This window comes from Sphaerisporangium corydalis, from assembly GCF_025506355.1.
GTDB classification, from domain to species: Bacteria; Actinomycetota; Actinomycetes; order Streptosporangiales; family Streptosporangiaceae; genus Sphaerisporangium; species Sphaerisporangium corydalis.
The window spans coordinates 21,148-45,412 of record NZ_JANZYP010000032.1; the positions used below are offsets into that span (position 1 = coordinate 21,148).

A 24,265-nucleotide genomic window follows, 5' to 3' on the forward strand; every position below is an offset into this window, starting at 1 on the left:
CCTCCGCGAGAAGGTTGGGAGAGGATCGTCGTGTCGCATGTCGAGGTCGGCCGTCTGACGTATGTACTGCCGGATGGCCGCCCGTTGCTGAACGAGGTCTCCTTCCGCGTCGGGGAGGGCGTCAAGGCGGCCCTGGTCGGGCCGAACGGCGCGGGCAAGACCACGCTCATGCGCCTGATCGCGGGCGACGTGCGGCCGGTCGAGGGCAGCGTCGCCAGCTCCGGCGGGCTCGGCATCATGCGCCAGTTCATCGGCAGCATCCGCGACGACCGCACCGTCCACGACCTGTTGCTGTCGGTCGCGCCCCAGCGGGTGCGCGAGTCGGCGCGGCGGCTGGAGGAGTCCGAGCTCGCCATGATGGAGCGCGACGACGAGAAGACCCAGATGCGCTACGCCCAGGCGATCACGGACTACACCGACGCCGGCGGCTACGACATCGAGGTGCTCTGGGACACCTGCACGATCGCCGCGCTCGGCGCGCCGTACGACAACGTGAAGTACCGCGAGGTCAACACCCTGTCGGGCGGCGAGCAGAAGCGGCTGGTGCTGGAGGCGCTGCTGCGCGGGCCCGACCAGACCCTCCTGCTGGACGAGCCCGACAACTACCTGGACGTACCGGGCAAGCTCTGGCTCGAACAGGCGCTCAGGGAGACCTCGAAGACGGTCCTGCTCGTCTCCCACGACCGGCAGCTCCTGGCCAACGCCGCCGACCGCATCGTCACCGTCGAGTCCGGCAACGTGTGGATCCACGGCGGCGGTTTCACCACCTACGCGGTGGCCCGCAGAGAGCGCAACGAGCGCCTGGACGAGCTGCGCCGCCGCTGGGACGAGGAGCACGACAAGATCAAGCGCCTGGTCGTCATGCTCAAGCAGAAGGCCATGTACAACGACGGCATGGCACCGGCCTACCACGCCGCCCAGACCCGCCTGCGGCGGTTCGAGGAGGCCGGGCCGCCCGAGGTGGCGCCGAAGGACCAGATGATCACCATGCGGCTGCGCGGCGGCCGCACGGGCAAGCGGGCGGTGATCTGCGAGGGCCTGGAGCTCACCGGCCTGATGCGGCCGTTCGACCTGGAGATCTGGTACGGGGAGCGGGTCGCCGTGCTCGGGTCCAACGGGTCGGGCAAGTCCCACTTCCTGCGGCTCGTCGCGGGTGAGGAGGTCCGGCACACCGGTGTCGCGCGGCTCGGGGCTCGGGTCGTCCCCGGGCACTTCGCCCAGACGCACGCGCGGCCGGAGCTCCAGGGGCGCACGCCCTGCGAGATCGTCATGACCGAGCACGCCCGGCTGAAGAACGAGGCGATGAAGGCGCTGGCGCGGTACGAGCTCGCGGGAAGCATCGCCGAGCAGCGCTTCGAGACGCTGTCCGGCGGCCAGCAGGCCCGGCTGCAGATCCTGCTGCTGGAGCTGTCCGGCGCGACGCTGCTGCTGCTCGACGAGCCGACCGACAACCTCGACCTCGCCAGCGCGGAGGCGCTGCAGGAGGGCTTGGACCAGTTCGCGGGCACGGTGCTGGCGGTCACCCACGACCGCTGGTTCGCGGCCGACTTCGACCGCTACCTCGTCTTCGGCGCCGACGGCCGGGTGTACGAGGCGCCGCAGCCGGTGTGGGACGAGGCGCGGGTGGTCCGCGAACGCTGAGCGCGGGCCGCGCCCGTGTCCGCGGCCGGCGCGCGGACACACCGGGCGCAGGCATATGGCCGTTAAAGGTTCCGTACGCCGCGCGCGTGTCGGAGGAATCGCCGCCGACTAACCGGGTTATGACGGCTTTGTGACCCAGCGTAGTCGAAACACGACAGCACTCGCACTCGGGCTCGGAGTGGCCGCGGCGGCGTCGCTCCTGACCGGGTGCGGCGGCGAGCAGCAGCCGAAGCAGGCGCTCAAACCGCTCGTGATCAAGGAGCAGACGTCGACGGTCACCCAGGGGACCGGCGGTTTCGTGGTGACCTGGGCCGGTGTGATCAGCAACCCGAACCGGTGGTACTTCGGCGAGAACATCGCCGCGACCATCGTCGGGCGCGACGCGGCCGGCAAGGAGGTCGTCCGCATGGAGCAGCCTCTGGACGCCGTGCCCCCGGCCGGTTCGCTCAAGTTCACCGGCCAGGCCATGGCCTCGTCCAAGCCGGTCGACGTGAAGGTGGCCTACAAGCCGGCCCAGTGGCGGCGGGCGGGGCGGATCCCGTCGGCGTTCGTGCCCTTCCCGATCTCGGCGTCCAACACCGAGAAGCTGGGCAACGGGTCCTACCTGGTGACCGGCGCGGTCGGGAACCCGTACCAGAAGGCGGCGACCAGCCTGGTGGTGACGGCGCTGCTGCGCGACAGGGCCGGGCGGCTCGTCGGCGGGGCCAGCACCTACGTGGACGACGTGCGGGCGGGCTCGCCACGCAGGTTCGTCCTCACCGTGGACAGCCTGAACGGCACGGGGCCGGTGGCGCACGCGGACATCACCGCGCGGACCTGGGGTTCCAGCGGCCGGCCGTACGAGGAGCTCGCGATGAGCGGGGCGCTGCCGCCCAGCACCGACAGACCGAAGACGCCGCCGTTCGCCAGGGACCGCGGGTACCAGGCGATGCCGGTCGACCGCCGTCCGTGAGCGCCGGGCTGACGATTCCCACTACCGGTGGCGACCGGCCCGCCCCTCTATGGATCTTGAAATCACCGGCGGGTTACGGTACGTACATGACATCCCCCCGGATTGTTCTCTTCGGCGCCACCGGGTTCACCGGCCGGCTCACCGTCGAGGCGCTTCTGGCCCGCGGCGCCCACCCTCTGCTGGCCGGGCGTGATCCGGCGCGGCTGGAGGCGCTGGCGTCGTCGCTGCCGGTCGAGCTGCGGACCGCGGTCGCCGACGTCAACCGTCCCGCGACGCTCAGGCGGCTGATCGAGCCGGGCAACGTGCTGATCTCCACCGTGGGGCCGTTCGCCCGGTGGGGGGAGCCCGCCGTGGAGGCGGCGATCGAGGCGGGCGGGGTCTATCTCGACTCCACGGGCGAGCAGACGTTCATCCGGCGGATCTTCCAGCGGTACGGGCCGGCCGCCGCGGCGTCGGGCACGACGCTGCTCACCGCTTTCGGATACGACTACGTGCCGGGGAACGTCGCGGCCTCGCTCGCGCTGGAGAAGGCGGGCCCCGAGGCGGTCCGAGTGGATATTGGATATTTTGTACAAGGTAATGCCGCTCGCCGGGCCAGTGCGGGAACCCGGGCCTCGGCGCTCGGAATGGTCCTGGAACCGATGTACGGATTCAGGGACGGCCGCATTCTCCGCGACCACGGGCGCACCAGGGTCTTCACCGTGGACGGCGACCGCAGGCATGGGCTGTCGGTGGGGGCGTCCGAGCATTTCGCCCTGCCGCGCACGCATTCGGGGCTCAGCGAGGTCAACGTGTACCTGGGCTGGCTCGGCGCGCTGACCCGGGCCGCGGGGGTGCTGTCCCGGGCCACGCCCTACATCGCGGCGGTGCCCGGCGCCAAGCGGGTCACGCACGCGCTCGCCGACCGGGTGATCCGGTCGGCGGTCCGTGAGGACCCCACGGCGGCCCGGGACGAGCCCGCCGCGTCCCGGGGTGAGGGGGTCTCGATGCAGATCGTGGCCGAGGCCTATGACCGGGGCGGCAGGAGGCTCGCCTCGGTGGAGATGCACGGCGGCGACCCGTACGACTTCACCGCGCGTGCGCTGGCGTGGGCCGCCATCACCGCCGCGACGGACGGAGTCGGGGCCACCGGAGCGGTGGGACCCGTGGAGGCCTTCGGCCTCGCGCCCCTGGTGCGCGGTTGCGCGGAGGCGGGGCTGCACGCCGTGGCGTGACCGTTCGCCCCGCCCACCGCCCGCTCGGTCGCCCACCGACCACCGGTCACCCACCGCCCGTCGCTCACCGCCCGTCGCTCACCGCCCGTCGCTCACCGCCCAGCCGCCGTGCAGCGCTCATCGCCCGGCGGTGAGCGGGCGGGTCATGCGAAATGCGGGATTTTGTGAAACGGTGGCCCCGCGATTATCGGCCGCGCAAGCGCGTCGGAAAAAGGGGGAGTCCGCCACCTCTGTCACCTGTGCTTCCCCTGCCGCGCCCATCAATGGTGATATGTCGAATTAGATGAGCATATGGTCGGCGGCGCTGGTAAACAATCTTGCTGGCTTTCATTACGGTATTAATACAACGCCGGTCATTGTCCGGGAAACGGTGGAGCGAGCAGTTACCGAGCCTTTACTGTCGGTTACATGAATGACAGCGTCCTGGTCGAGGCACTCCGGGCCCGCGATCCTGGTGCCCTCGCTGCCCTCTACGACTCCTACGCCGAGAGCATCTACAGATACGCCTGGGCCCTGCTCGAAAGCTCCGACAGCGCGCAGGTCGCGCTGCGTGACACCTTGATCGCCGCGGAGGCGCACGTCCACGCCCTCGCCGACCCCGAGCGGCTGCGCGTCTGGCTCTACGCGCTGGCGCGGGGCGAGAGCCTGCGCAGGCGGCCGGCCCCGCCGCCCGACGTCGACGCGACGAGGCCGACCACCCCGGTGCCGGAGACGGGCGACGGCGACCTGCGGGTGGTCGCCGTGAACGCTGTCGGCGCCCTGCCGGACGACGAGCGGGAGATCCTCGACCTGCTCACCCGGCACGCCATCCCCGAGGACGAGCTGGCCGCCGTGCTCGGGACCACCGGCGAGGAGGCGGACCGGCTGCGCGCCGCGTCCGCCGCCCACCTCCAGGACCTGGTCACCGCCGAGATCCTCGCGCGCGACTCCCCCCGCGACTGCGAGGAACGGGCGGAGATCCTCGCGGGGCTCCCCGGCGGGCTCGACGGTGAGACGCGGGAGGCGCTGCTCACGCACGCCGCCGGCTGCGACACCTGCGCGCCCCACCTGGAGCGGCAGGTCTCCCCGGCCAAGGTCTTCGGCCTGCTGCCCTGGCCCGTGCTGCCCGAGACCCTGCGCGTGCGGGTGATGAGCTGCTTCATCGACCCCGAGCTGGTCCCCTACCGGCGGTTCGTCGCGCGTCGGACGGGGTTGCTCGACGGCGCCGGGTTTCCCGCTCGGCCGGCCAAAGGGCATCGGCGATGGCCTCAGGCTCTTGCGGGCGCTGTGGCGGCGGTCGCGATCGTCACCGCCGCCATAATCCTGGCCGCCTCGCTGCGCGAGGTGGACGACCCGCTCTCGCAGAGCGCGTTCGGCGCCGCCTTCCCGCCGGCCCCGGCCTCCGGCGCCGGCGGCACCCCGGCGCCGCCCGAACCCACCGGGCGCCGCCTGGCCGAGCACGAGAAGGTGCCCGAGCCTCGCGGCACCGCCCTGACGGCCCCCGCGGCGGCTCCCGGGTCCGCCGTCCCGGTGCCGGTCGCCGTCGCGCGGCCCGGCCGGAACGCGTCCGCCGCGCCCGCGCGCCTGCCGGCGCCGTCGCCCGCCGCGTCCGTGCCGGTCCCGAGCAGGGTCGCCTCGCCGCCGGCCTCCCCGACGGCGACGCCCGCGCCCAGCGGGGTCGCCCCGCCCACGGCGCCCGCCCCGCCGTCCCCGGCGCCGAGCGGGCGGCCGTCCGCCGTGCCGAGCCCGACGGTGAGCCACCAGCACGGCCCCGTGCCCCCCCCCCGCCCCCCCCGCCCCCCCCCCCCGCCCCCCCCCCCCCCCCCCCCGGACCCCCCCGACCCCTCTCCTCCCGGCACGCCCGCCCCTTCGGCGTCCGCGCCCTCCGAGGGCCCGCCCTCGGCGCCGCCCCCGGCCCGGCACCACGCCCGCCGTGCGTCCGGCCACGGGCCGTCCGGGAACGGGAAGGGGAACGGGGGCACAGCGGCGCCCACCGCCACGGGAGACCCGGCGGCTCCTGACACGGGAAACCCGGGGTCCACCGATACGGGAAGCCCGGGGGCTACCGGCACGGGAAGCTCCAGGTCCGGTGGCACGGGAAGTCCGGCGTCCGGTGGCTCGGGAGGCCCGACGGCCGGTCAGGGTCCCGAGGCGGCGCCGGAGACGCCGGCGGCCACGGGGGCTCGTGTTCACCGTCCGTGACGATCCCCACCTCGGGCGCAGGGTGTTCCCCGGCCCGGTGGCGCCCGAGGTGACCGGCCTGGTGCCCCGCGTCCACCACGCGGACTGGCCGGTGTGGCTCGACCCCGGGCCGCGCATGCTGCGGGACGTGCTCGACCTGTGCCGCCTGCAGACCGCCAGGAGCCTGGCCGTGCTGTCGTGGCTGGCACACGGCCGGGTCCCCGGCGACCACGCCTGGCTCTGGCCGGGACGCCGTCTCACCGGCCCCCGGCAGCACCTCATGTACGCAGAGGCCGCCGGGGTGCCCGACGCCGCGCTCGGCCTGGTGGTCGCGAACTGGACCTGGGTGCTCGGCACCCGCTTCGCCGGCCAGGTCACCGCGCCCTACCTGGCCGGCACCGCCTACCCCGACGACGGGTTCACCGCCGCCCAGGCGACCGTGACGCTCACCCGCATCTGGGAGCGGCACGCCGAGGCGCGCCCGGCGCTCGGCGTCGCCTGGGCGGCCAGCCGCACGATCACCGACTGGTGCAAGGCGGCCGAGCTGGGCGCCGCGTACGGCCGCGAGGCCCCCGTGTTCACCTACCCCCGGGGCCCGCTCCCGCCGCCGGCCGGCGTCCGCCCGTGGATGGTCCGCCTGCTCCGCCTCTGATCACACAAAGCGACGACGGGCGTGTGCGCGATGTGACCACGGGGAAGCCTGTGGATTGGACGGTGCGAGACCACCCGGACCCTGCCCGAGGGCGGTGTTCCCCTCCTCGGGCCGGTGAGCGGAGGGGGTGCGCATGCCGCAGGAGGCGCGTCGTCGTACGGCCGTCGTGATGATCGTCCTCGCTTGCGCGCTGACGGGCGCCCCGGCGGTGTGGGCGCAGACCGGCCCCCGGCCCTTCGGGGGGAACCACTGGACGCCCGCCCCGCCGGCCGGGCAGCGGCCGGCCGGGACCGCGGGGACCGGCACGCGGCTCGGCGACCTCGCGGCCGACTGGGCGCTGACCCAGCTCGGGAAGCCGTACACCTGGGCCGCCGCGGGGCCGCGCGCCTACGACTGCTCGGGCCTGACCATGCGGGCGTGGCAGCGGGCCGGGGTCGGCCTGTCCCACTGGACCGGCACGCAGTGGACCTCGGGCCCGAAGATCTCCCTGGACGCGGTGCGCCGCGGCGACCTGCTGTTCTTCGGCCACCGCGGCCGCGACCCCGCCGCCATCCGCCACGTCGGCATCTACATCGGCGGCGGGCTGATGGTCCACGCCCCCCGGACCGGGGACGTGGTCCGCGTCGCCTCGATCTGGCGTCCGCACCTGGTGGGGGTGGTCCGCCCCCGCGACCGGGCGGCGGTGTGACGTTCGCCGCCGCCCATGGTGCCGCCGGGGGTCAGCGGTGGTGGCCCGTGGCCGGTCCCTCGCCCTCGTCGGTCTCGATGTGGTCGAGATGGCGTTTGATCGAGCGGTGGATCTCGATCTCGGCCTCCACCCGGCCGACCCAGTTGGCGCCCTCGACGGACTTTCCGGGCTCCAGGTCCTTGTAGACCTCGAAGAAGTGCTGGATCTCCAGACGGTCGAACTCGGGGACGTGGTGGATGTCGCGGATATGCTCCATGCGGGGGTCGGTGGCGGGGACGCAGAGGACCTTGTCGTCGCCGCCCTTCTCGTCGGTCATCCTGAACATCCCGACGGCCCGGCAGCTGATCAGGCAGCCGGGGAAGGTCGGTTCCTGGAGAAGGACGAGCGCGTCGAGCGGGTCGCCGTCCTCTCCCAGGGTGTCCTCGATGAAACCGTAGTCCGCGGGGTACTGCGTGGAGGTGAAAAGCAGGCGGTCCAGCCGGATCCGGCCCGTCTTGTGATCAACCTCGTACTTGTTGCGTTGTCCCTTAGGGATCTCAACGACAACGTCGAACTCCACTGCGGTTCCTCCGCTCAAGCCCCCCCGGCACTCCGGGGCGGGCGTTAATGTCTCGTAGGCGTATATCCAGGATGACGCATGTTGGAAAGAGGTCGGTGAGGTGGTGCGGCGCGAGCGGGCGGTCGCGGTGGCGACCCTCGCCCTGCTTCAGGCGTTCGTCTGCTCCGTGGGCGCGTACACCCTCGCGGGGGGCGGAGGGCTGGGCGGTGTCGCCGCGACGCCGTCCGCCGGGACCGCCACGCCCACCCGGTCTCCCGTCGCCGTAGTGACCTCGGGACCGGTCCTCGGGCCGGCCCCGGACGGATCGCCCCCGGGAAGGGGTACTTTAGCGGCCAAGCTGGCCCGCGCGCTGGGCGACTCCTCACTGGGTGACAGCGTCGGCGCGGTGGTGGTCGACATCTCCGGAGGGGCGACCCTGTTCGGCAGCAAGGCCGACGTCGGCATCACGCCCGCCTCCACCACCAAGGTCGCGACGGCCGTCGCCGCGCTGACCGCGCTCGGGCCCGACGCCAAGCTCGCGACGCGCGTCGTGCGGTCCAAGGCCGGCACGCTCACCCTGGTCGGCGGCGGCGACCCGACGCTCGCCGGGCCCAGGGCCAAGGTGTCCGGCGACTACCCGAGGTTCGCCTCGCTCGCGACGCTCGCCGCCCGCACCGCCAAGGCGCTCAAGGCCGAGGGCGTCACCTCCGTCGCCGTCGGCTACGACGACTCGCTGTTCACCGGCGCGCGCACCGCGCCCGGCTGGAAGCCGGGGTACGTGCCGGAGGGCAGCGTGGCCCCGGTGACGGCCCTGACGATCGACGAGGGCCGCCAGAACCCGTCCGCCTCGGCCCGGTACGCCGACCCGCCCCGGTCGACGGCCGAGGCCTTCGCGTCGCTGCTCGGCAAGTACGGCGTCAGGACCGGCAAGTCGGTCAGGCGGGCCCGCGCGGCCGGGGGCGCCACGGAGATCGCCAGGGTGGAGTCGCCGCCGGTGTACGAGCTGGTCGAGCACATGCTGACGGAGAGCGACAACGACGTCGCCGAGGCGCTCGCCCACCTCGTCGCGGTCAAGGAGGGCAGGCCCGGCACCTTCGCCGGCGTCTCGCAGGCGGTCCAGGGGACGCTCAAGAAGCTCGGGGTCGGCGACGGGGTCGTCGTCTACGACGGCAGCGGGCTGTCCACCCGCAACCGGATCACCCCCACCGCGCTCGCCCGCCTGATCGCCTACTCCGCCTCGCCCGCCGGCCCCAATCTGCGTTCCGTGATCAGTGGGCTGCCCATCGCCGGGTTCTCCGGCACGCTCGGCCACCGGTACGCCAAGCAGGACACAAAGGTCGCAGCGGGAGTGGTACGGGCCAAAACGGGCACGCTCAACGGGGTGAACACCCTGACGGGTCTCGCCAGGACGGCCAACGGCCGGTTGGTGGCCTTCGCGTTCATGGCCGACAACGTGCCTGATCCGCAGGGGGCCGTGGCGGCGCTCGACCGGCTGGCCGCGCTGGTCTCCAGGTGCGGTTGCTCATAACCGGACCGCACGACGTACGGTGGTGAACATGCAGGTGATCGACTGGGATCTGGCCGTTACTACCGGTATCCGCCTTGTCCGACCAGGGCCTCAGGTGAGCCGTGAGGAGGCCAGGCATGCCGTCACCGAGCTCAGGCGGCTCTCGCGCGAAGCCGAGGGGCACGTGCAGGAGTTCGCCCGCATCGACGGGGCGGCCGAGCCCGAGGAGGCCACCGTCGTGGACCGCCCGGGGTGGATCCGCGCCAACGTCGAGGGCTTCCGCGTCGTCCTTGAACCTCTGACCGACCGCATGGACTCGCGGCGCGCGCAGATCCCCGCGATCGTGGGGGCCGTCGGCTCCCGCGTGACCGGTGTCGAGGTCGGCGCCGTGCTGGCCTTCCTCGCGACGCGCGTGCTCGGGCAGTACGAACTGTTCCTGCCGCCGGACCCGAGCGGGCGCGCGGCCACGGGACGGCTCACCCTCGTCGCGCCCAACATCGTGCACACCGAGCGCGAGCTCGGCGTGAACCCCCGCGACTTCCGGCTGTGGGTGTGCCTGCACGAGGAGACCCACCGGGTGCAGTTCACCGGCGTGCCGTGGCTGCGGGAGTACGTCCGGGCGCAGATGACCGAGTTCCTGCTGGCCTCCGACCTGGACCTCGGCACCATGCTCGACCGCATGCGCGCCGCCTCCGACGCCGTCGCCGACGCGATCAAGGGCGGCGAGGGCAACCTCATCGACGCGATCCAGACGCCGGAGCAGCGGGCGATCCTCGAACGGCTGACCGCCGTGATGACGCTGGTCGAGGGGCACGGCGACTACGTCATGGACGCCGTCGGGCCCGCGGTCGTGCCGTCGGTGGCCGACATCCGCTCGAAGTTCCAGCACCGCAGGGAGGGCGGCTCCCGGTTCGACCGGACGATCAGGCGCCTGCTGGGCGTCGAGCTGAAGCTGAAGCAGTACGCCGAGGGCTCCGCGTTCGTCCGCAAGGTCGTCGACGAGGTGGGCATCGACGGGTTCAACCGGGTGTGGGGCTCGCCGACGACGCTGCCGGACCACGGCGAGATCCAGAACCCCGAGCGGTGGATCGCCCGGGTGGTCCACGCCCCGGAGCTCCCGTCGGCCAACGGGCAGGTCTAGCGGCCTCCTACGGGCAGGTGGGGCCGGTGGGCGCCCGCCTGCCCGCATAAGGGTCTTCCCCGCCTGCCCGCCTAGGGTCTTCCGGCCTGCTCGCTGGGGTCTTCCCGCCTGACTGCCCGTATGGGGCTTTCTGTAGTGGTCTGACCCTTCTTGGCCGCCCGCTCCGTGAGCCGGGCGGCCCTCGGATGCGCGCCGCGCCGGGGAGCCCGCTGGGCGCGTCCGCCCCGGTCCCACCAGACTGGGGGCATGGGACCGCATCCCGCCGTCGCGGAGATCCGCCGCGCCGTGCGACGCTCGCTCGCCGATGTGCCGAACGGCGCCCTCGTCCTCGTCGCCTGCAGCGGCGGGACCGACTCGCTGGCGCTGGCCGCCTGCCTCGGCTTCGCCGCGCCCCGCATGGGGCGCCGCGCCGGGCTCCTGAGCGTCGACCACGGCCTCCAGGAGGGCTCGGCCGAGCGGGCGCGCGGGGTGGTGGCGCTGGCCGCCGAGCTCGGTCTTGAGCCCGCCGAGGCGCATACCGTGAGCGTGGGCAGGTCCGGCGGTCCCGAGGCCGCCGCCCGGGACGCCAGGTACGAGGCGCTCTCGCTGGCCGCGGGCCGGCTGGGCGCGGCGGCGGTGTTCCTCGGGCACACTCTCGACGACCAGGCCGAGACGGTGCTGATGCGGCTGTCACGCGGCAGCGGCACCCGGTCGCTCGCCGGGATGCCGGGCACCTCGGGGATCTACCGGCGTCCCCTGCTGGGCGTGGCCCGCGCGACGACCAGGGTCGCGTGCGAGGCGCTCGGGCTCACGCCGTGGGACGACCCGCACAACGTCGACCCCGCCTACACCCGGGTGCGCGTCAGGCACGACGTGCTGCCCGTACTCGAACGGGCGCTCGGGCCGGGCGTGAAGGAGGCGCTCGCGCGGACGGCTGGCCTGTGCAGAGACGACGCCGACGCGCTCGACGCCTGGGCCGACGAGGCGTACGCGCAGGTCAGAGGCCTCGGATCGGAGCTGACCGTCGCGGGGTTGAAGGTCCTGCCCGGCGCGGTGCGGCGCCGGGTGATCCAGCGGGCCGCGCTGGCGGCGGGCGCGAACGCCTCGGCGCTGGCGGCCGTCCACATCGAACACGTCGAGCACCTGGTCACCGAATGGAGGGGACAGCGGGTGGTGGAGTTACCCGGGGGGATCGGAGTGGTCCGCCGGTATGGCACCCTGATATTCGCCAGCACCCTCTCATGAAGGAAATCCCAGGTGGACGCAGCCGACATGGGGACGGACCTGGAAAAGGTCCTCATCCCCGAGGAAGAACTTCAGGCGAAGATCAAGGAGCTCGCCGGGCAGATCGACGCGGACTACGCGGGCAGGAACCTGTTGATCGTCGGGGTGCTCAAGGGTGCGGTCATGATCATGGCTGATCTCGCGCGCGCGCTCCATATCGAGGTCCAGATGGACTGGATGGCCGTCTCGTCGTACGGGGCCGGCACCAAGTCCTCGGGCGTCGTGCGGACGCTCAAGGACCTGGACACCGACATCGCCGGACGGGACGTCCTCGTTGTCGAGGACATCATCGACTCGGGGCTGACGCTGTCGTGGCTGATCCACAACCTGCGGTCGCGCGACCCCGCCTCAGTGGAGATCTGCACGCTGCTTCGCAAGCCGGAGGCGGTGAAGGTGCCGATCGACGTGAAATACGTGGGGTTCGACATCCCTAACGAATTCGTGATCGGATACGGCCTCGACTATGCCGAGCGCTACCGGAATCTCCCCTTCATCGGCACGCTGGCGCGCCATGTTTACGGTGCGGAGTAAGCCCTGAGCGAAGTTCCAGGGCGTCAACTGGTGCGATACGCCGTTATTCGGTCTCGTCGTGGGGAACACCAGGCCGCCTGACGTACGTTGGTAGGACAAAGCCGGTGTCGCCGGGGCGGTGACCCCGTGCGGCGGCCGGTGTACCTTCGGATGTCTCGGAGGTGCGACTGCCTCCGGGTAGTCAGTAGGAGCGGTTTGGGATGCCGCTAACCCCGGGCTCGCCCGGGGCGTCAGGCCGTGTTCAGGAAGGGACGGGCCCGCAGGGGTTCCGCATCGGATGGATCTCAAGCGATTTACACGTGGGCCACTGCTGTGGATCCTGGGCATCGTCGTGCTGCTCCTCCTCGCCTCCACATTCTGGAGCGGCAACAGCAACTATGCCCAGAAGGACACTTCGTTCGTCATCAGCCAGATTCAGAACGGCGCTGTCGACAACGCGGTGATCGTTGACAAGGACCAGCGCATAGAGATCAAGACCACCCAGAAGATCGGTGGTGAGGATCGGTTCTACGCGTACTGGGTCCAGGGGCAGGGTGTGGAGCTCCAGAAGCAGCTCCAGGCCCAGGTGAACGCCAAGAAGCTGCCCGGCGGATACAAGGTCACCGTGCCGACGGAGAACTTCCTCGTCGGCCTGCTGGTGAGCTTCCTCCCGATCGTCATCATCGTCCTCATCTTCCTGTTCATCATGAACCAGATGCAGGGCGGCGGTTCCCGGGTCATGAACTTCGGGAAGTCCCGGGCCAAGCTCATCACCAAGGACACCCCCAAGACCACCTTCGCCGACGTCGCGGGCGCTGACGAGGCCATCGAGGAGCTCCAGGAGATCAAGGACTTCCTCCAGGCCCCGGCCAAGTTCCAGGCGATCGGGGCGAAGATCCCCAAGGGCGTGCTGCTGTACGGCCCGCCCGGCACCGGCAAGACCCTGCTGGCCCGCGCGGTCGCGGGCGAGGCGGGCGTGCCGTTCTACTCGATCTCCGGTTCCGACTTCGTCGAGATGTTCGTCGGCGTCGGCGCCTCCCGGGTGCGCGACCTGTTCGAGCAGGCCAAGGCGAACGCCCCGGCGATCATCTTCATCGACGAGATCGACGCCGTCGGCCGGCACCGTGGCGCGGGCCTCGGCGGCGGGCACGACGAGCGTGAGCAGACGCTGAACCAGCTTCTGGTCGAGATGGACGGCTTCGACGTCAAGGGCGGCGTGATCCTCATCGCGGCGACCAACCGGCCCGACATCCTCGACCCCGCGCTGCTGCGTCCGGGCCGGTTCGACCGCCAGGTCGTGATCGACCGTCCCGACCTGGAGGGCCGCAAGGGCATCCTTCGCGTCCACGGGCGGGGCAAGCCGTTCGCGCAGGACGTCGACCTCGACGTCATCGCCCGGCGGACCCCCGGGTTCACCGGCGCCGACCTCGCCAACGTGATCAACGAGGCCGCGCTGCTGACCGCCCGCCAGGACGAGAAGCTCATCACGATGAGCACCCTCGAGGAGTCCATCGACCGCGTGATGGCGGGCCCGGAGCGCAAGAGCCGGGTCATGTCCGACCAGGAAAAGAAGATCATCGCCTACCACGAGGGCGGGCACGCGCTGGTCGCCCACGCGCTGCCCAACTCCGACCCGGTGCACAAGATCACTATCTTGTCCCGCGGCCGGGCCCTGGGGTACACGATGACCCTTCCCATGGAGGACAAGTTCCTCGCCACCCGGTCGGAGATGCTCGACCAGCTCGCCATGCTGCTCGGCGGGCGCACGGCCGAGGAACTGGTGTTCCACGAGCCGACGACGGGCGCGGCCAACGACATCGAGAAGGCCACGACCATCGCTCGACGCATGGTCACCGAATACGGCATGAGCGAGCACCTCGGCGCCCGCAAGTTCGGCAGCGGCAACAGCGAGGTCTTCCTCGGCCGTGACATGGGCCACGAGCGCGACTACTCCGAGAAGATCGCCTCCACGATCGACGAGGAGGTCCGGCGCCTGATCGAGGCCGGGCACGACCAGGCCTGGGAGATCCTCGTCCAGTACCGCGACGTGCTCGACAACCTCGTGCTGGAGCTCATGGAGAAGGAGACGCTGTCCCGTCAGCAGGTGGTGGAGATCTTCGCGCCGATCGTGGTGCGGGAGAAGCGCCCGTCCTACTCCGGGTACGGCAAGCGGCTCCCCTCCGACCGGCCGCCGATCCTCACCCCGAAGGAGGTCGCGGGCAACGGCAACGGCGCCGCGCTTCCGGCGGGCAACCCGGCGATTCCCGGAGCCGTGCTCAACGACCACCACCCGGCCCCCCAGGACGAGGCCTGACAGGTGAGCGTGAAACTGCTCAAGGTCGACTCGTCCCGGATCGAGAAGGCCGTTCGCGAGATCCTTCTCGCGATCGGTGAGGATCCGGACCGGGACGGCCTGGTCGACACCCCGGCGCGGGTGGCCCGTGCCTACGCGGAGCAGTTCGCGGGGCTCGGGCAGACGCCGGAGGACGTCCTGACGACGATCTTCGACGCCGACCACGACGAGATGGTGCTCGTCAAGGACATCGAGGTGTTCTCCACCTGCGAGCACCACCTGGTCCCCTTCCACGGCGTCGCCCACGTCGGGTACGTGCCGAACGAGAAGGGGCAGATCACCGGCCTGTCCAAGCTGGCCAGGCTGGTGGACGTCTTCGCCAGGCGCCCGCAGGTCCAGGAGCGCATGACCTCGCAGATCGCCGACGCCCTGATGGGCGTCCTTGCGCCGCGCGGGGTCATCGTGGTGATCGAGGCCGAGCACCTCTGCATGACCATGCGAGGGGTGCGCAAGCCCGGCGCCAAGACGATCACCTCGGCGGTCCGGGGTGACTTCCGCGACAGCGACCGGACCCGCGCCGAGGCCATGGCGCTGATCCTCGGCCGCCGCTGACCCCCCGCCGAGCCGGGCTCTCCGCGCGCCGGACGTCACCGGCGCGCCGAGCCGATTCGTTATCCACAAAGCCGGACCCATGGCACAGATCGTCATCGGGGAGCACCTAGGCTTGACGCCATGACCACATGGACGGTGCCGGGCCTGCCGGCTGAGGGCCGCTGCCTGGTCATGGGCGTGGTCAACGTCACCCCCGACTCCTTCTCCGACGGCGGCGAGTGGTTCGACCCCGACGCCGCGGTGCGCCACGGCCTCGAACTGGTCGAACAGGGCGCCGACATCGTCGACGTGGGCGGCGAGTCCACCCGCCCGGGCGCGGCCAGGGTCTCCCTGACCGAGGAGTTGCGCCGGGTCGAGCCCGTCATCCGCGTCCTGTCCCAGGAGGGTGTGACGGTCAGCGTCGACACCATGCGGGCCGAGGTGGCCGACGCGGCCGTGGACGCCGGGGCGAGCATGGTCAACGACGTCAGCGGCGGCCTGGCCGATCCGGCGATGCCCCGCGTGGTCGCGGCCTCCGGCGTGCCCTACGTCGTGATGCACTGGCGCGGCCACAGCCACCTCATGGAGGACCGCGCGGTCTACTCCGACGTGGTGACCGAGGTCGCCGAGGAGCTGCGCAAGCGGGTCGACACCGTGCTCGCCGAGGGCGTGGCCGAGCACCAGATCGTCCTGGACCCCGGTCTCGGCTTCGCCAAGCGCGCCGAGCACAACTGGCCGCTGCTGGCCGGCATCGGCAGGCTCGGCGAGCTGGGCTACCCGATCATCATCGGGGCGTCGCGCAAGCGCTTCCTCGGCCGCCTGCTCGCCGATCCCGGCGGCGCGCCGAGGCCGTTCAGCGGATCCGACGACGCCACGCTCGCGGTCACCGCCCTGGCCGCCCACGCGGGCGCCTGGTGCGTGCGGGTGCATCACGTGCGCCCCAACGCCGACGCCGTCCGGGTCGCGGCGGCCTGGCAGGGGGGTGAGGAGGTTCGATGAGCACCACGGCAGCGGAGATAGAGAAGCTCAACGAGGCTTTCTACACCGCGATCGAGGGCGGCGACCTCGACCGCATGACCGAGATCTGGGCCGAGGACGCCATGGACCGGGTGGCGATGTGCGTCCACCCGGGCTGGCCGATGCTGAGCGGGCGCTCCGAGGTGCTCAGGTCCTGGGCGCTGATCATGGCCAACACGCCGTACATCCAGTTCGTGCTGACCGACGTCCGCACCACGGTGATCGGCGACGTCGCGGTCCTGACCTGCGCGGAGAACATCCTCACGGCCGCCGACACCGAGGACGCCACCTTCGCCGCCGGCCGGGTGGTCGCGACCAACACCTTCGTCAGGACGCCGGCGGGCTGGCGGCTGTGGTTCCACCACGGCTCCCCGGTCCTGCAGGGCGAGGACGACGAGGAGTCCGAGGAATGACCCTTCCCCGTGAGCGTGTGGCGCGCGACAGCGTGCGGCTGGTCGGGCTGCGGGCGCGAGGGCGCCACGGGTGCCTGCCCGCCGAGCGCGAGCTGGGCCAGGAGTTCGTGGTCGACGCCGCGCTCTTCTTCGACACGGCGCCCGCGGCGGCCGGCGACGACCTGGCCAAGACCGTCGACTACGGTGAGCTGGCCGTCAGGCTGGCCGCCATCGTCGAGGGCGAGCCGGTCGACCTGATCGAGACCCTGGCCCACCGCCTGGCGGACGCGTGCCTGGTGAACGAGCTGGTCGAGGAGGTCGAGGTCAAGGTGCACAAGCCCGCCGCGCCGATCCCGCTCCCCTTCGACGACGTGGTCGTGACTGTGACGAGGAGGCGGGAATGAAGGTCGTCCTGGCGCTCGGCAGCAACGTCGGCCGTCGCTTCGACACGCTCCAGGGCGCCGTCGACGCGCTGTTCGACGCCCCCGGGCTCGATTTCACCGCGGTGTCGCCGGTGTACGAGACCGATCCGGTCGGCGGCCCGCCTGACCAGCGTCCGTATCTGAACGCGGTGGTGGTCGGCAGCACCATGACCCTCGGCCCTAGGGCGATCCTGGAGCGCGCCCTGAGCGTGGAGACCGCCTTCGGGCGGGTCCGCCTCGAACCGTGGGGTCCCCGCACGCTCGACGTCGACCTGATCATGGTCGGTGACCTGCTGTCCGGTGAGGCCGAGCTCACGCTCCCGCATCCTCTCGCGCACGAGCGGGCGTTCGTGCTGGTGCCCTGGTCCCAGGCCGATCCGGGCGCGGTGCTCCCAGGCCGGGGGTCGGTCGCCGGGCTGCTCGCCGACCTCGACCAGCGGGGCGTGCGGCTGCGGCCCGACCTCGCCCTGCAACCGCCGGACTGACCTGGTGCCGGGGTGCCCGTGGGAACGAGGAGGATGATCGTGTGAAGCCGAGCCGTCCCGGCGTGCTCGTCGTACTGCTGGTCGCGTTCGCGGTCATGACCTGGGCCCTGTTGCAGAAGATCTATTCCGATCTGCCCACCGTGCCGTGGACGGCCATCCCGACCGTGCTCCTGCTGGCGGTCGGCGAGGGGTACAGCGGGTGGATGACCAAGGCCAGGATCGAGCGCAGGCCCGACACCGAGCCGGTGGAGCCGCTGGCGGTGGCCCGGCTGGCCGCCCTCGCCAAGGCGTCGGCGTACGTGGGGGCGGCCTTCGCGGGGGTTTTCGCCGGTTTCGTGTTCCACGTCATCCCGATGCTCGACCAGGAGACCCCGCTGCGGGACTTCTTCCTGGCCGGCGGGTCGCTGGTCGCGTGCGTGGTGCTGGTCTGCGCCGCCCTGTACCTGGAGCACTGCTGCCGGGTCCCGAAGGGGCCTGACGACGAACCCCCGGCCTGACGGGAAAACCAGCGGGGCCCCGCCGGCGGCCGGGCCCCGCGCTGCAAGGAGCCACCCATGTCCCAGAATCCCAAACCCGTTACGCAAGGGGTGTTCTTTACGGGAATCAGGTGATTAAACACAACTAGTGGGATTCATTCTGACAAGGCCAAAACGTTACTTGTCGATGTCCCCGACGACGAAGAACATCGAGCCGAGGATGGCCACCATGTCGGAGATCAGGTGGCCCGGCAGCATCTCCCTGAGCACCTGCACGTTGTTGTACGACGCGCTGCGCAGCTTGAGCCGCCACGGCGTCTTCTCGCCCCGCGACACCAGGTAGTACCCGTTGAGCCCGAGCGGGCTCTCCGTCCAGGCGTAGGTGTGGCCCTCGGGCACCTTGAGCACCTTCGGCAGCCGCTGGTTGATCGGGCCCCGCGGCAGCGACCGCAGCCGGTCCACGCAGGCGTCCGCGAGGTCGAGCGAGACCTTGACCTGGTCGAGCAGCACCTCGAAGCGGGCGTGGCAGTCGCCGGCCGAACGCGTGACCACCTTGACGGGCAGCTCACCGTAGGCGAGGTACGGCTCGTCGCGGCGCAGGTCGAGGTCGACCCCCGACGCGCGCGCTATCGGCCCGCTGACCCCGTACTGCAGGATCGTCTCGCGGTCGAGCACCCCGACCCCGCGCGTGCGGGCGACGAAGATCTCGTTGCCGGCGATCAGGTTCTCGATGTCGGGCAGCCTGCGGCGCACGTCGGCGACGGCCCGCGCGACCCGGTCGAGCCACCCGGCCGGCAGGTCCTCCTTCAGGCCGCCGACCCGGTTGAACATGTAGTGCATCCGCCCGCCGGAGATCTCCTCCATGACGGCCTGGATGGTCTCCCGCTCGCGGAAGGCGTAGAAGAGCGGCGTGATCGCGCCGAGCTCCAGGGGATAGGACCCGAGGAACATCAGGTGGTTGAGCACGCGGTTCAGCTCGGCGAGCAGGGTGCGCGCCCACACCGCGCGGACCGGGACCTCCATGCCGAGCATGCGCTCCACCGCGATGACGACGCCCAGCTCGTTGGCGAACGCCGACAGCCAGTCGTGCCGGTTGGCCAGCACGATGATCTGCCGGTAGTCCCGGACCTCGAACAGCTTCTCGGCGCCGCGGTGCATGTAGCCGATGATCGGCTCCGCCGTCGCGATGCGCTCGCCGTCCACGGTCAGCCGGAGGCGCAGCACACCGTGGGTCGAGGGGTGCTGGGGGCCGATGTTGAGGATCATGTCCTCGGTGGCCAGTTCCTTGGCCCCGGCCCCGATCCCCACGATGCGCTCGACGGGCGCCGCCCCGCTGCGAGGTTCGGTCATACCGCCCATGCTGTCACGTCAGCGCCGGGAGACAAGATCCGGCGCTGGGACGTCAGTGGCGGGAGGCGGTTTCCCTGGCCGCCGGGGCGGGATCAGGCGCGGGGACGTCAGTGGCGGATGGCGAGATCCGCGAGGGCGGAGACGAGGCGGCGGACGTGCTCCTCGGTCGTACCGATGCCGATGGACGCACGGACGGCGCCCGCGGTGCCGTCCGCGCAGTTGCCGTCGGCGGCCTGCCCGACCCCCTCCAGCAGGTGCTTGACGAAGGGGTGGGCGCAGAACCTGCCGTCGCGCACCCCGATGCCGTAGTCGGCCGAGAGCGTCTCGGCCACCTCACGCGCCGTCCAGCCCTCGACGACGAACGAGACGATGCCGACGCGCGGGTGCCCCGGCCCCCACAGGGACAGCTCGTGCACGCCCTCGATCGCGTCCAGGCCCTCGCGCAGGAGCTGGAGAAGGCGCTCCTCCTCCTTGACCAGCACCGTCCAGCCGGTGGCCGACAGGGCGTCGCAGGCGGCGGCCAGGGCGATGGCGCCGATCACGTTCGGGGTGCCGGCCTCGTGCCGCTGCTCGGGGTCCTCGCTCCACTCCGCGTCCAGCGGCAGGCCCTGCCCCGCGCCGCCGGTGACGGCCTTCGACGCGCCGCCGCCCCGCAGGTACGGCTCGGCCCGCGCCAGCCAGTCGGCCCGGCCGATCAGGGCGCCCGCACCGAACGGCGCGTACAGCTTGTGCCCGGAGAAGGCCACGTAGTCGAGGTCGAGCGCGGTCAGGTTGAGGCGGCGGTGCGGGACGAGCTGCGCGGCGTCGACCAGGATCCGCGCGCCGTGCCGGTGGGCGATGTGGGCGAGCGCGGCGATGGGCCACAGCTCGCCGGTGACGTTGGAGGCGGCGGTGACGACCAGGAGCTTGGGGCCGTCGATGGCCGCCAGGGCCTCGTCCGCCGCCCGGACCGCCTCGCCGGGGAACGCGGGCGGCGCCAGCCGTACCGCGCCGGACCAGGGCAGCAGGGAGGCGTGGTGCTCGGTCTCGAAGACGACGACGGTGGTGCCGTCGGGCAGGCAGCGGGCCAGCAGGTTCGACGCGTCGGTGGTGTTGCGGGTGAAGACGACGGCGTCACCGGGCCGGGCGCCGACGAACGCCCGCACGGTGTGCCGGGCCTGCTCGTAGCGCGAGGTGGTGAGCTGCGAGGCGTACCCGGCGCCGCGGTGCACGCTGGAGTAGGCCGGGAGCGCGGCGGTGACGGCGGCGCTCACCGGCTCCAGACAGGGCGCGCTCGCCGCGTAGTCCAGGTTGGCGTACGCCACCAGCCTGCCGCCCCTGACCGGGACCTCGAGGTCGGCGCCGAGGACGGCGGGGACGCGCGGGACCGCGCGACCCGTGAGCCCGGAAACCCGGCCGGAACCGGACAGGCCACTGCCGGACGGGCCCGTGCCGGACGAGCCGAGGGCGGAGAGGCCGGAGCCGGGGGTGCCGAGGCCGAGCGGGGATCCGGGGTCGCGCGGGGTGCCGGGGTCGCGCGGGGCAGGGGTCTCCAGAGCGGTGAGAGCAGACAACGCCGTCCTCCTAGGGTCATGGGACCCCGGCCATGGCGTTGGTGTGACGGAGCCCGCGCTTGCCCGGCGCCCATCGCGCCGGACCTGGTCCTCACCCGGGGCACCCCGCCGCGAGCGCGAGGGTTGCCGGCCAGCGAGCCGGGGCTTGGCGCTGGCACTCATGACCTATTGGGACTATAACCCAGTCCTCCGGCATTTCCGCAACCTCGGGTGGGGTGCGCCAGGGGTTCGCCCCGCTCGCGAACTTTGCCGGGCCGTCGTGCGTTGGACCAGGACCGGCCGCTACGCGATGGGCCGTGACCTGGACGTACGGCGGAGTTGAGGAGTCATTATGGACTGGGTGACCAACCCGGAGATCTGGATCGGGTTCTTCACCCTGGTCGCCCTGGAGATCGTGCTGGGCATCGACAACATCATCTTCATCTCGATCCTGGCGGGCAAGCTGCCTCCGGAGCAGCGGGACCGGGCGCGCAAGGCCGGCCTCGGGCTGGCGCTGCTGAGCCGCCTCGCCCTGCTGCTGGCGCTGTCGTGGGTGGTGCGCCTGACGGAGCCGCTGTTCGACCTGTTCGGCCACGGGATATCGGGGCGCGACCTGATCCTGATCCTGGGCGGGCTGTTCCTGCTGGGCAAGAGCGCCTTCGAGATCGGGGACAGCCTGGAGGGCTCGTCCGGGCACTCCAGCGGGAAGGTCGGCGCCTCCTTCGCCGCCGTGCTCGTGCAGATCATGCTGCTCGACGTCGTGTTCTCCCTGGACTCGGTGATCACGGCCGTCGGGATGGTGGACGAGCTGGGCGTGATGATCGCCGCGGTGATCGTCGCGGTGGTGGTCATGCTCTTCGCGGCCGGGCCGATCAGCGAGTTCGTCGAGCGGTACCCGAGCATCAAGATGCTGGCCCTGGCCTTCCTGGTGCTGATCGGCGTCGTGCTGATCGCCGAGGGGTTCGAGCAGCACATCTCCAAGGGGTACATCTACTTCGCCATGGCGTTCTCGCTGGGCGTCGAGCTGCTCAACATCCGGGCCCGCAGGAAGGCGGGCCGCCAGCGGCCCGTGGAGCTGCGGGAGCGGTACGAGGAGTCCCCCGAGCCCGGCGGCACCCCCCAGCCCTGATCCCCCAGGTGGGCGGCGTCGCGGATCGGGGAGGGCGGTGAGCCGGGGTGAAGGACCCCACCTACGATGAGTCCGTGCGATTCGACCCGTGGAATCCGGACTTCGTGGCCCACCCGTACGACGTCTACCGGGAGCTACGCGACACCGAACCGGTCAGCTACTTCGAGCCGACCGGCCAGTGGCTGGTGGCCAGGCACCGGGACGTCAACGCGGCGCTGCGCGACCGCCGCCTCGGCCGCTCCTACCTGCACCTCGCCTCGCACGAGGAGTTCGGCAGGGAGCCGGAGCCGGACTTCCAGGAGCCGTTCTGGCGGGTGATCCGCGCCGGGATGCTGGACGTGGAGCCGCCCGTCCACACCCGGCTGCGCCGGCTGGTCTCCAAGGCCTTCACCCCCCGCATGGTCGAGGAGCTCCGCCCCCGCGTGCGGCGCATCGCCGGTGAGCTGGTCGGCGGCTTCGTCGAGCGCGGCGGCGGGGACCTGCTCGCCGAGGTGGCCGAGCCGCTGCCGGTGACGGTGATCGCCGAGATGCTCGGGGTGCCCGAGGAGGACCGGCACCTGCTCCGCCCGTGGTCGGGCGACATCTGCGGAATGTACGAGCTCAGCCCCTCCGTGGAGGCCCAGCACACGGCCGTGCGCGCGGCCTCGGAGTTCGCGGAGTACCTGCGCGCGCTGGCGGCCCGGCGTCGCCGGGATCCCGGGGACGACCTGATCAGCGCGCTGGCCCAGGTGGCCGACGAGGGCGACCGGCTCACCGAGGACGAGCTGATCGGCACGTGCGTGCTGCTGCTCAACGCCGGTCACGAGGCCACCGTCAACGTCACGGGCAACGGCTGGTGGTCGCTGTTCCGCGAGCCTGGCGAGCTGGAACGGCTGCGCGGCGACCTGTCGCTGCTGCCGTCCGCCGTCGAGGAGCTGATGCGCTGGGACACCCCGCTGCAGATGTTCGAGCGGTGGGTCCTTGAGGACACCACCATCGGCGGGGTCGACATCCCGAAGGGCGTGGAGGTGGCGCTGCTGTTCGGCTCGGCCAACCGCGACCCCGAGGTCTTCGACGACCCCGACCGGCTGGACGTCGGCCGGCGCGACAACCCGCACATCTCGTTCGGGGCGGGCATCCACTTCTGCCTGGGCGCCCCGCTGGCCAGAGTGGAGCTCATCGAGTCGTTCGGCGCGCTGCTGCGGGCGGCCCCCAAGCTGGAGCTCACCGAGGACCCCGTGTGGAAGCCGAACTACGTCATCCGGGGGCTGGAGTCGCTCAAGGTGTCCACGGGCTGACCGCGCTTCCACTGGCTGAGCCAGCCGAAGCCGCCGAGCCCCGCCGGGTCGATCAGCTCGGCCTCCTGCGAGGCCTGGGCGAGCGCGCGGAGGTAGCCGCCGGGGTCGGTGCCGGCCAGGCTCAGCGGCGGCCGGGTCCCGCTGACGCCCAGGCCCCGTAAGGCGTCTCGCTGTGTGGACAACGTTGTGGATATCGCTCCGGCCCGTTCGCCGGCCGCCGCACAGGCGTCGAGCGCCACATGTGCGGTGATATCGCATGACCTGTCGGGTACGGCGGGGACGCAGGCGCCATCACGGTATCCGGTCAGGGTCCCGAAGGGCGGCCGGTTATCCACAGGGTGTGCATAATCCACCGCCACCGCGAGGCCGCGCGAAAGCCGTGAGACCACCGACGCCCAGGCCTCGTCGCGCGGCAGGCCGATCTCCGCGCGCAGCCCCGTGGAGCCGAGCGGCCACCATCGCTCCAGCCACTCCATGTCGCGGGCGCCGGGCGGGCCGCCCAGGCGCTCCCTGCCGGTCTCGGGCTCGACGAGCACCAGCCGGGGGCCGTCCGGCGTCTGCTCGGCCACGTCGAGGGGCACGTTGTCCAGCCACTCGTTGGCGATCACGAGCCCGGCGATCGTCTCGGGGAGCGTGCCGGTCCAGGTGACCTCCTTGTCGAGGTCGGCCGGGGGCGGGGAGAGGTCGACGGCGGTGACGCGCAGCCGCTCGGCCAGCTCGGGGCCCGCCGTGCGCAGCACCTGGGTCACCAGCAGCCCGTCGCCCGAGCCGACGTCCACGAGGTCGATCTCCGGGGGGTGACCGAGGGCCGCGTCGACCGTGCCCAGCAGGCGCAGCACCGCGTCGGCGAACGCGGGCGAGGCCGCGACCGAGGTCCGGAAATGACCTGAGGGGCGTTCTCGGATATAGAACCCGTTTTCACCATAAAGCGCCCGCTGCATGGCCTCCCGCCACGTGACCCACACGGGAGTGGACGTTACCAAGGATGCCCCGAGCCCATGACCGGCATGCTGACAGCCTCTTGTCAAGGCACCG

Annotated in this window: 23 protein-coding genes and 1 riboswitch; of the genes, 19 read left to right on the forward strand and 4 right to left on the reverse strand. The window is 71.9% G+C overall.

Annotated features, from left to right (window positions below):
• Window positions 1-30: 30 nt before the first annotated feature.
• The 6 genes from NYZ98_RS21815 to NYZ98_RS21840 all read left to right on the forward strand — a co-directional run bounded on the left by NYZ98_RS21815 (window position 31) and on the right by NYZ98_RS21840 (window position 7,307).
• The gene (locus NYZ98_RS21815; RefSeq protein ID WP_262844705.1) at window positions 31-1,641 is read left to right on the forward strand and encodes an ABC-F family ATP-binding cassette domain-containing protein; all 1,611 of its coding nucleotides are present in this window, start codon (window positions 31-33) and stop codon (window positions 1,639-1,641) included.
• 130 nt (window positions 1,642-1,771) lie between these two features.
• Window positions 1,772-2,593, forward strand: coding sequence for an FxLYD domain-containing protein (locus NYZ98_RS21820; RefSeq protein WP_262844706.1), 822 nt, complete (start codon window positions 1,772-1,774; stop codon window positions 2,591-2,593).
• A gap of 86 nt (window positions 2,594-2,679) precedes the next feature.
• The gene (locus NYZ98_RS21825; protein ID WP_262844707.1) at window positions 2,680-3,807 is read left to right on the forward strand and encodes a saccharopine dehydrogenase family protein; all 1,128 of its coding nucleotides are present in this window, start codon (window positions 2,680-2,682) and stop codon (window positions 3,805-3,807) included.
• A gap of 408 nt (window positions 3,808-4,215) precedes the next feature.
• Window positions 4,216-5,988 carry a hypothetical protein gene (locus NYZ98_RS21830; protein WP_262844708.1) on the forward strand — a complete coding sequence of 591 codons (1,773 nt, stop codon included), beginning with the start codon at window positions 4,216-4,218 and terminating at the stop codon, window positions 5,986-5,988.
• Window positions 5,972-6,619, forward strand: coding sequence for a hypothetical protein (locus NYZ98_RS21835; protein WP_262844709.1), 648 nt, complete (start codon window positions 5,972-5,974; stop codon window positions 6,617-6,619). Before NYZ98_RS21830 ends, NYZ98_RS21835 begins: the two co-directional genes overlap by 17 nt.
• 133 nt (window positions 6,620-6,752) lie before the next feature.
• Window positions 6,753-7,307, forward strand: coding sequence for a C40 family peptidase (locus NYZ98_RS21840; RefSeq protein ID WP_262844710.1), 555 nt, complete (start codon window positions 6,753-6,755; stop codon window positions 7,305-7,307).
• A gap of 31 nt (window positions 7,308-7,338) precedes the next feature.
• Here the strand turns inward: NYZ98_RS21840 and NYZ98_RS21845 are convergent, their stop codons facing one another.
• Window positions 7,339-7,866, reverse strand: a complete 528-nt coding sequence (locus NYZ98_RS21845) for an inorganic diphosphatase (RefSeq protein ID WP_262844711.1) — start codon at window positions 7,864-7,866, stop codon at window positions 7,339-7,341.
• A 100-nt stretch (window positions 7,867-7,966) separates the two neighbouring features.
• On the opposite strand from NYZ98_RS21845, the gene dacB reads away from it, so the two are divergent.
• From dacB to NYZ98_RS21900, 11 genes are all read left to right on the forward strand, one after another.
• Complete coding sequence (gene dacB, locus NYZ98_RS21850) at window positions 7,967-9,373, forward strand: D-alanyl-D-alanine carboxypeptidase/D-alanyl-D-alanine endopeptidase (protein ID WP_262844712.1); 1,407 nt, start codon at window positions 7,967-7,969, stop codon at window positions 9,371-9,373.
• Window positions 9,374-9,401: 28 nt separating this feature from the next.
• The gene (locus NYZ98_RS21855; protein ID WP_262844713.1) at window positions 9,402-10,493 is read left to right on the forward strand and encodes a zinc-dependent metalloprotease; all 1,092 of its coding nucleotides are present in this window, start codon (window positions 9,402-9,404) and stop codon (window positions 10,491-10,493) included.
• A gap of 246 nt (window positions 10,494-10,739) precedes the next feature.
• Complete coding sequence (tilS, locus tag NYZ98_RS21860) at window positions 10,740-11,717, forward strand: tRNA lysidine(34) synthetase TilS (RefSeq protein WP_262844714.1); 978 nt, start codon at window positions 10,740-10,742, stop codon at window positions 11,715-11,717.
• A 12-nt stretch (window positions 11,718-11,729) separates the two neighbouring features.
• Complete coding sequence (gene hpt, locus NYZ98_RS21865; protein ID WP_262844715.1) at window positions 11,730-12,287, forward strand: hypoxanthine phosphoribosyltransferase; 558 nt, start codon at window positions 11,730-11,732, stop codon at window positions 12,285-12,287.
• 277 nt (window positions 12,288-12,564) lie between these two features.
• Complete coding sequence (ftsH, locus tag NYZ98_RS21870) at window positions 12,565-14,580, forward strand: ATP-dependent zinc metalloprotease FtsH (RefSeq protein ID WP_262844716.1); 2,016 nt, start codon at window positions 12,565-12,567, stop codon at window positions 14,578-14,580.
• 3 nt (window positions 14,581-14,583) lie between these two features.
• On the forward strand, window positions 14,584-15,171 hold the full coding sequence (folE, locus tag NYZ98_RS21875) for a GTP cyclohydrolase I FolE (RefSeq protein WP_262844717.1): 588 nt from the start codon (window positions 14,584-14,586) through the stop codon (window positions 15,169-15,171).
• Window positions 15,172-15,291: 120 nt separating this feature from the next.
• Window positions 15,292-16,149 carry a dihydropteroate synthase gene (folP, locus tag NYZ98_RS21880; RefSeq protein WP_262844718.1) on the forward strand — a complete coding sequence of 286 codons (858 nt, stop codon included), beginning with the start codon at window positions 15,292-15,294 and terminating at the stop codon, window positions 16,147-16,149.
• Entirely contained in the window at window positions 16,146-16,580 is a 435-nt protein-coding gene (locus NYZ98_RS21885; RefSeq protein WP_262844719.1) for a nuclear transport factor 2 family protein, read from the forward strand. The genes folP and NYZ98_RS21885 overlap by 4 nt, the downstream gene beginning before the upstream one ends.
• Window positions 16,577-16,963 (forward strand): dihydroneopterin aldolase, encoded by a 387-nt coding sequence (gene folB / locus NYZ98_RS21890; protein WP_262844720.1) that lies wholly within the window; start codon window positions 16,577-16,579, stop codon window positions 16,961-16,963. The genes NYZ98_RS21885 and folB overlap by 4 nt, the downstream gene beginning before the upstream one ends.
• Complete coding sequence (folK, locus tag NYZ98_RS21895) at window positions 16,960-17,466, forward strand: 2-amino-4-hydroxy-6-hydroxymethyldihydropteridine diphosphokinase (protein ID WP_262844721.1); 507 nt, start codon at window positions 16,960-16,962, stop codon at window positions 17,464-17,466. The genes folB and folK overlap by 4 nt, the downstream gene beginning before the upstream one ends.
• Window positions 17,467-17,507: 41 nt before the next feature.
• Window positions 17,508-17,963, forward strand: coding sequence for a DUF3180 domain-containing protein (locus tag NYZ98_RS21900; protein ID WP_262844722.1), 456 nt, complete (start codon window positions 17,508-17,510; stop codon window positions 17,961-17,963).
• Window positions 17,964-18,119: 156 nt separating this feature from the next.
• On the opposite strand, the gene NYZ98_RS21905 is transcribed toward NYZ98_RS21900, so the two are convergent.
• Window positions 18,120-19,292, reverse strand: coding sequence for an NADH-quinone oxidoreductase subunit D (locus NYZ98_RS21905; protein ID WP_262844723.1), 1,173 nt, complete (start codon window positions 19,290-19,292; stop codon window positions 18,120-18,122).
• A 107-nt stretch (window positions 19,293-19,399) separates the two neighbouring features.
• Complete coding sequence (locus NYZ98_RS21910) at window positions 19,400-20,701, reverse strand: aminotransferase class V-fold PLP-dependent enzyme (RefSeq protein ID WP_262844768.1); 1,302 nt, start codon at window positions 20,699-20,701, stop codon at window positions 19,400-19,402.
• A 194-nt stretch (window positions 20,702-20,895) separates the two neighbouring features.
• Window positions 20,896-21,011: riboswitch (SAM riboswitch) on the reverse strand.
• A 165-nt stretch (window positions 21,012-21,176) separates the two neighbouring features.
• On the opposite strand from NYZ98_RS21910, the gene NYZ98_RS21915 reads away from it, so the two are divergent.
• Together NYZ98_RS21915 and NYZ98_RS21920 are read left to right on the forward strand one after the other, a co-directional pair.
• Window positions 21,177-21,953, forward strand: coding sequence for a TerC family protein (locus tag NYZ98_RS21915; RefSeq protein WP_262844724.1), 777 nt, complete (start codon window positions 21,177-21,179; stop codon window positions 21,951-21,953).
• Window positions 21,954-22,027: 74 nt separating this feature from the next.
• Window positions 22,028-23,230 (forward strand): cytochrome P450, encoded by a 1,203-nt coding sequence (locus tag NYZ98_RS21920; protein WP_262844725.1) that lies wholly within the window; start codon window positions 22,028-22,030, stop codon window positions 23,228-23,230.
• On the opposite strand, the gene NYZ98_RS21925 is transcribed toward NYZ98_RS21920, so the two are convergent.
• Window positions 23,185-24,195, reverse strand: a complete 1,011-nt coding sequence (locus NYZ98_RS21925; protein ID WP_262844726.1) for an SAM-dependent methyltransferase — start codon at window positions 24,193-24,195, stop codon at window positions 23,185-23,187. The two genes, NYZ98_RS21920 and NYZ98_RS21925, sit on opposite strands and share 46 nt — an antisense overlap.
• Window positions 24,196-24,265: the final 70 nt, after the last annotated feature.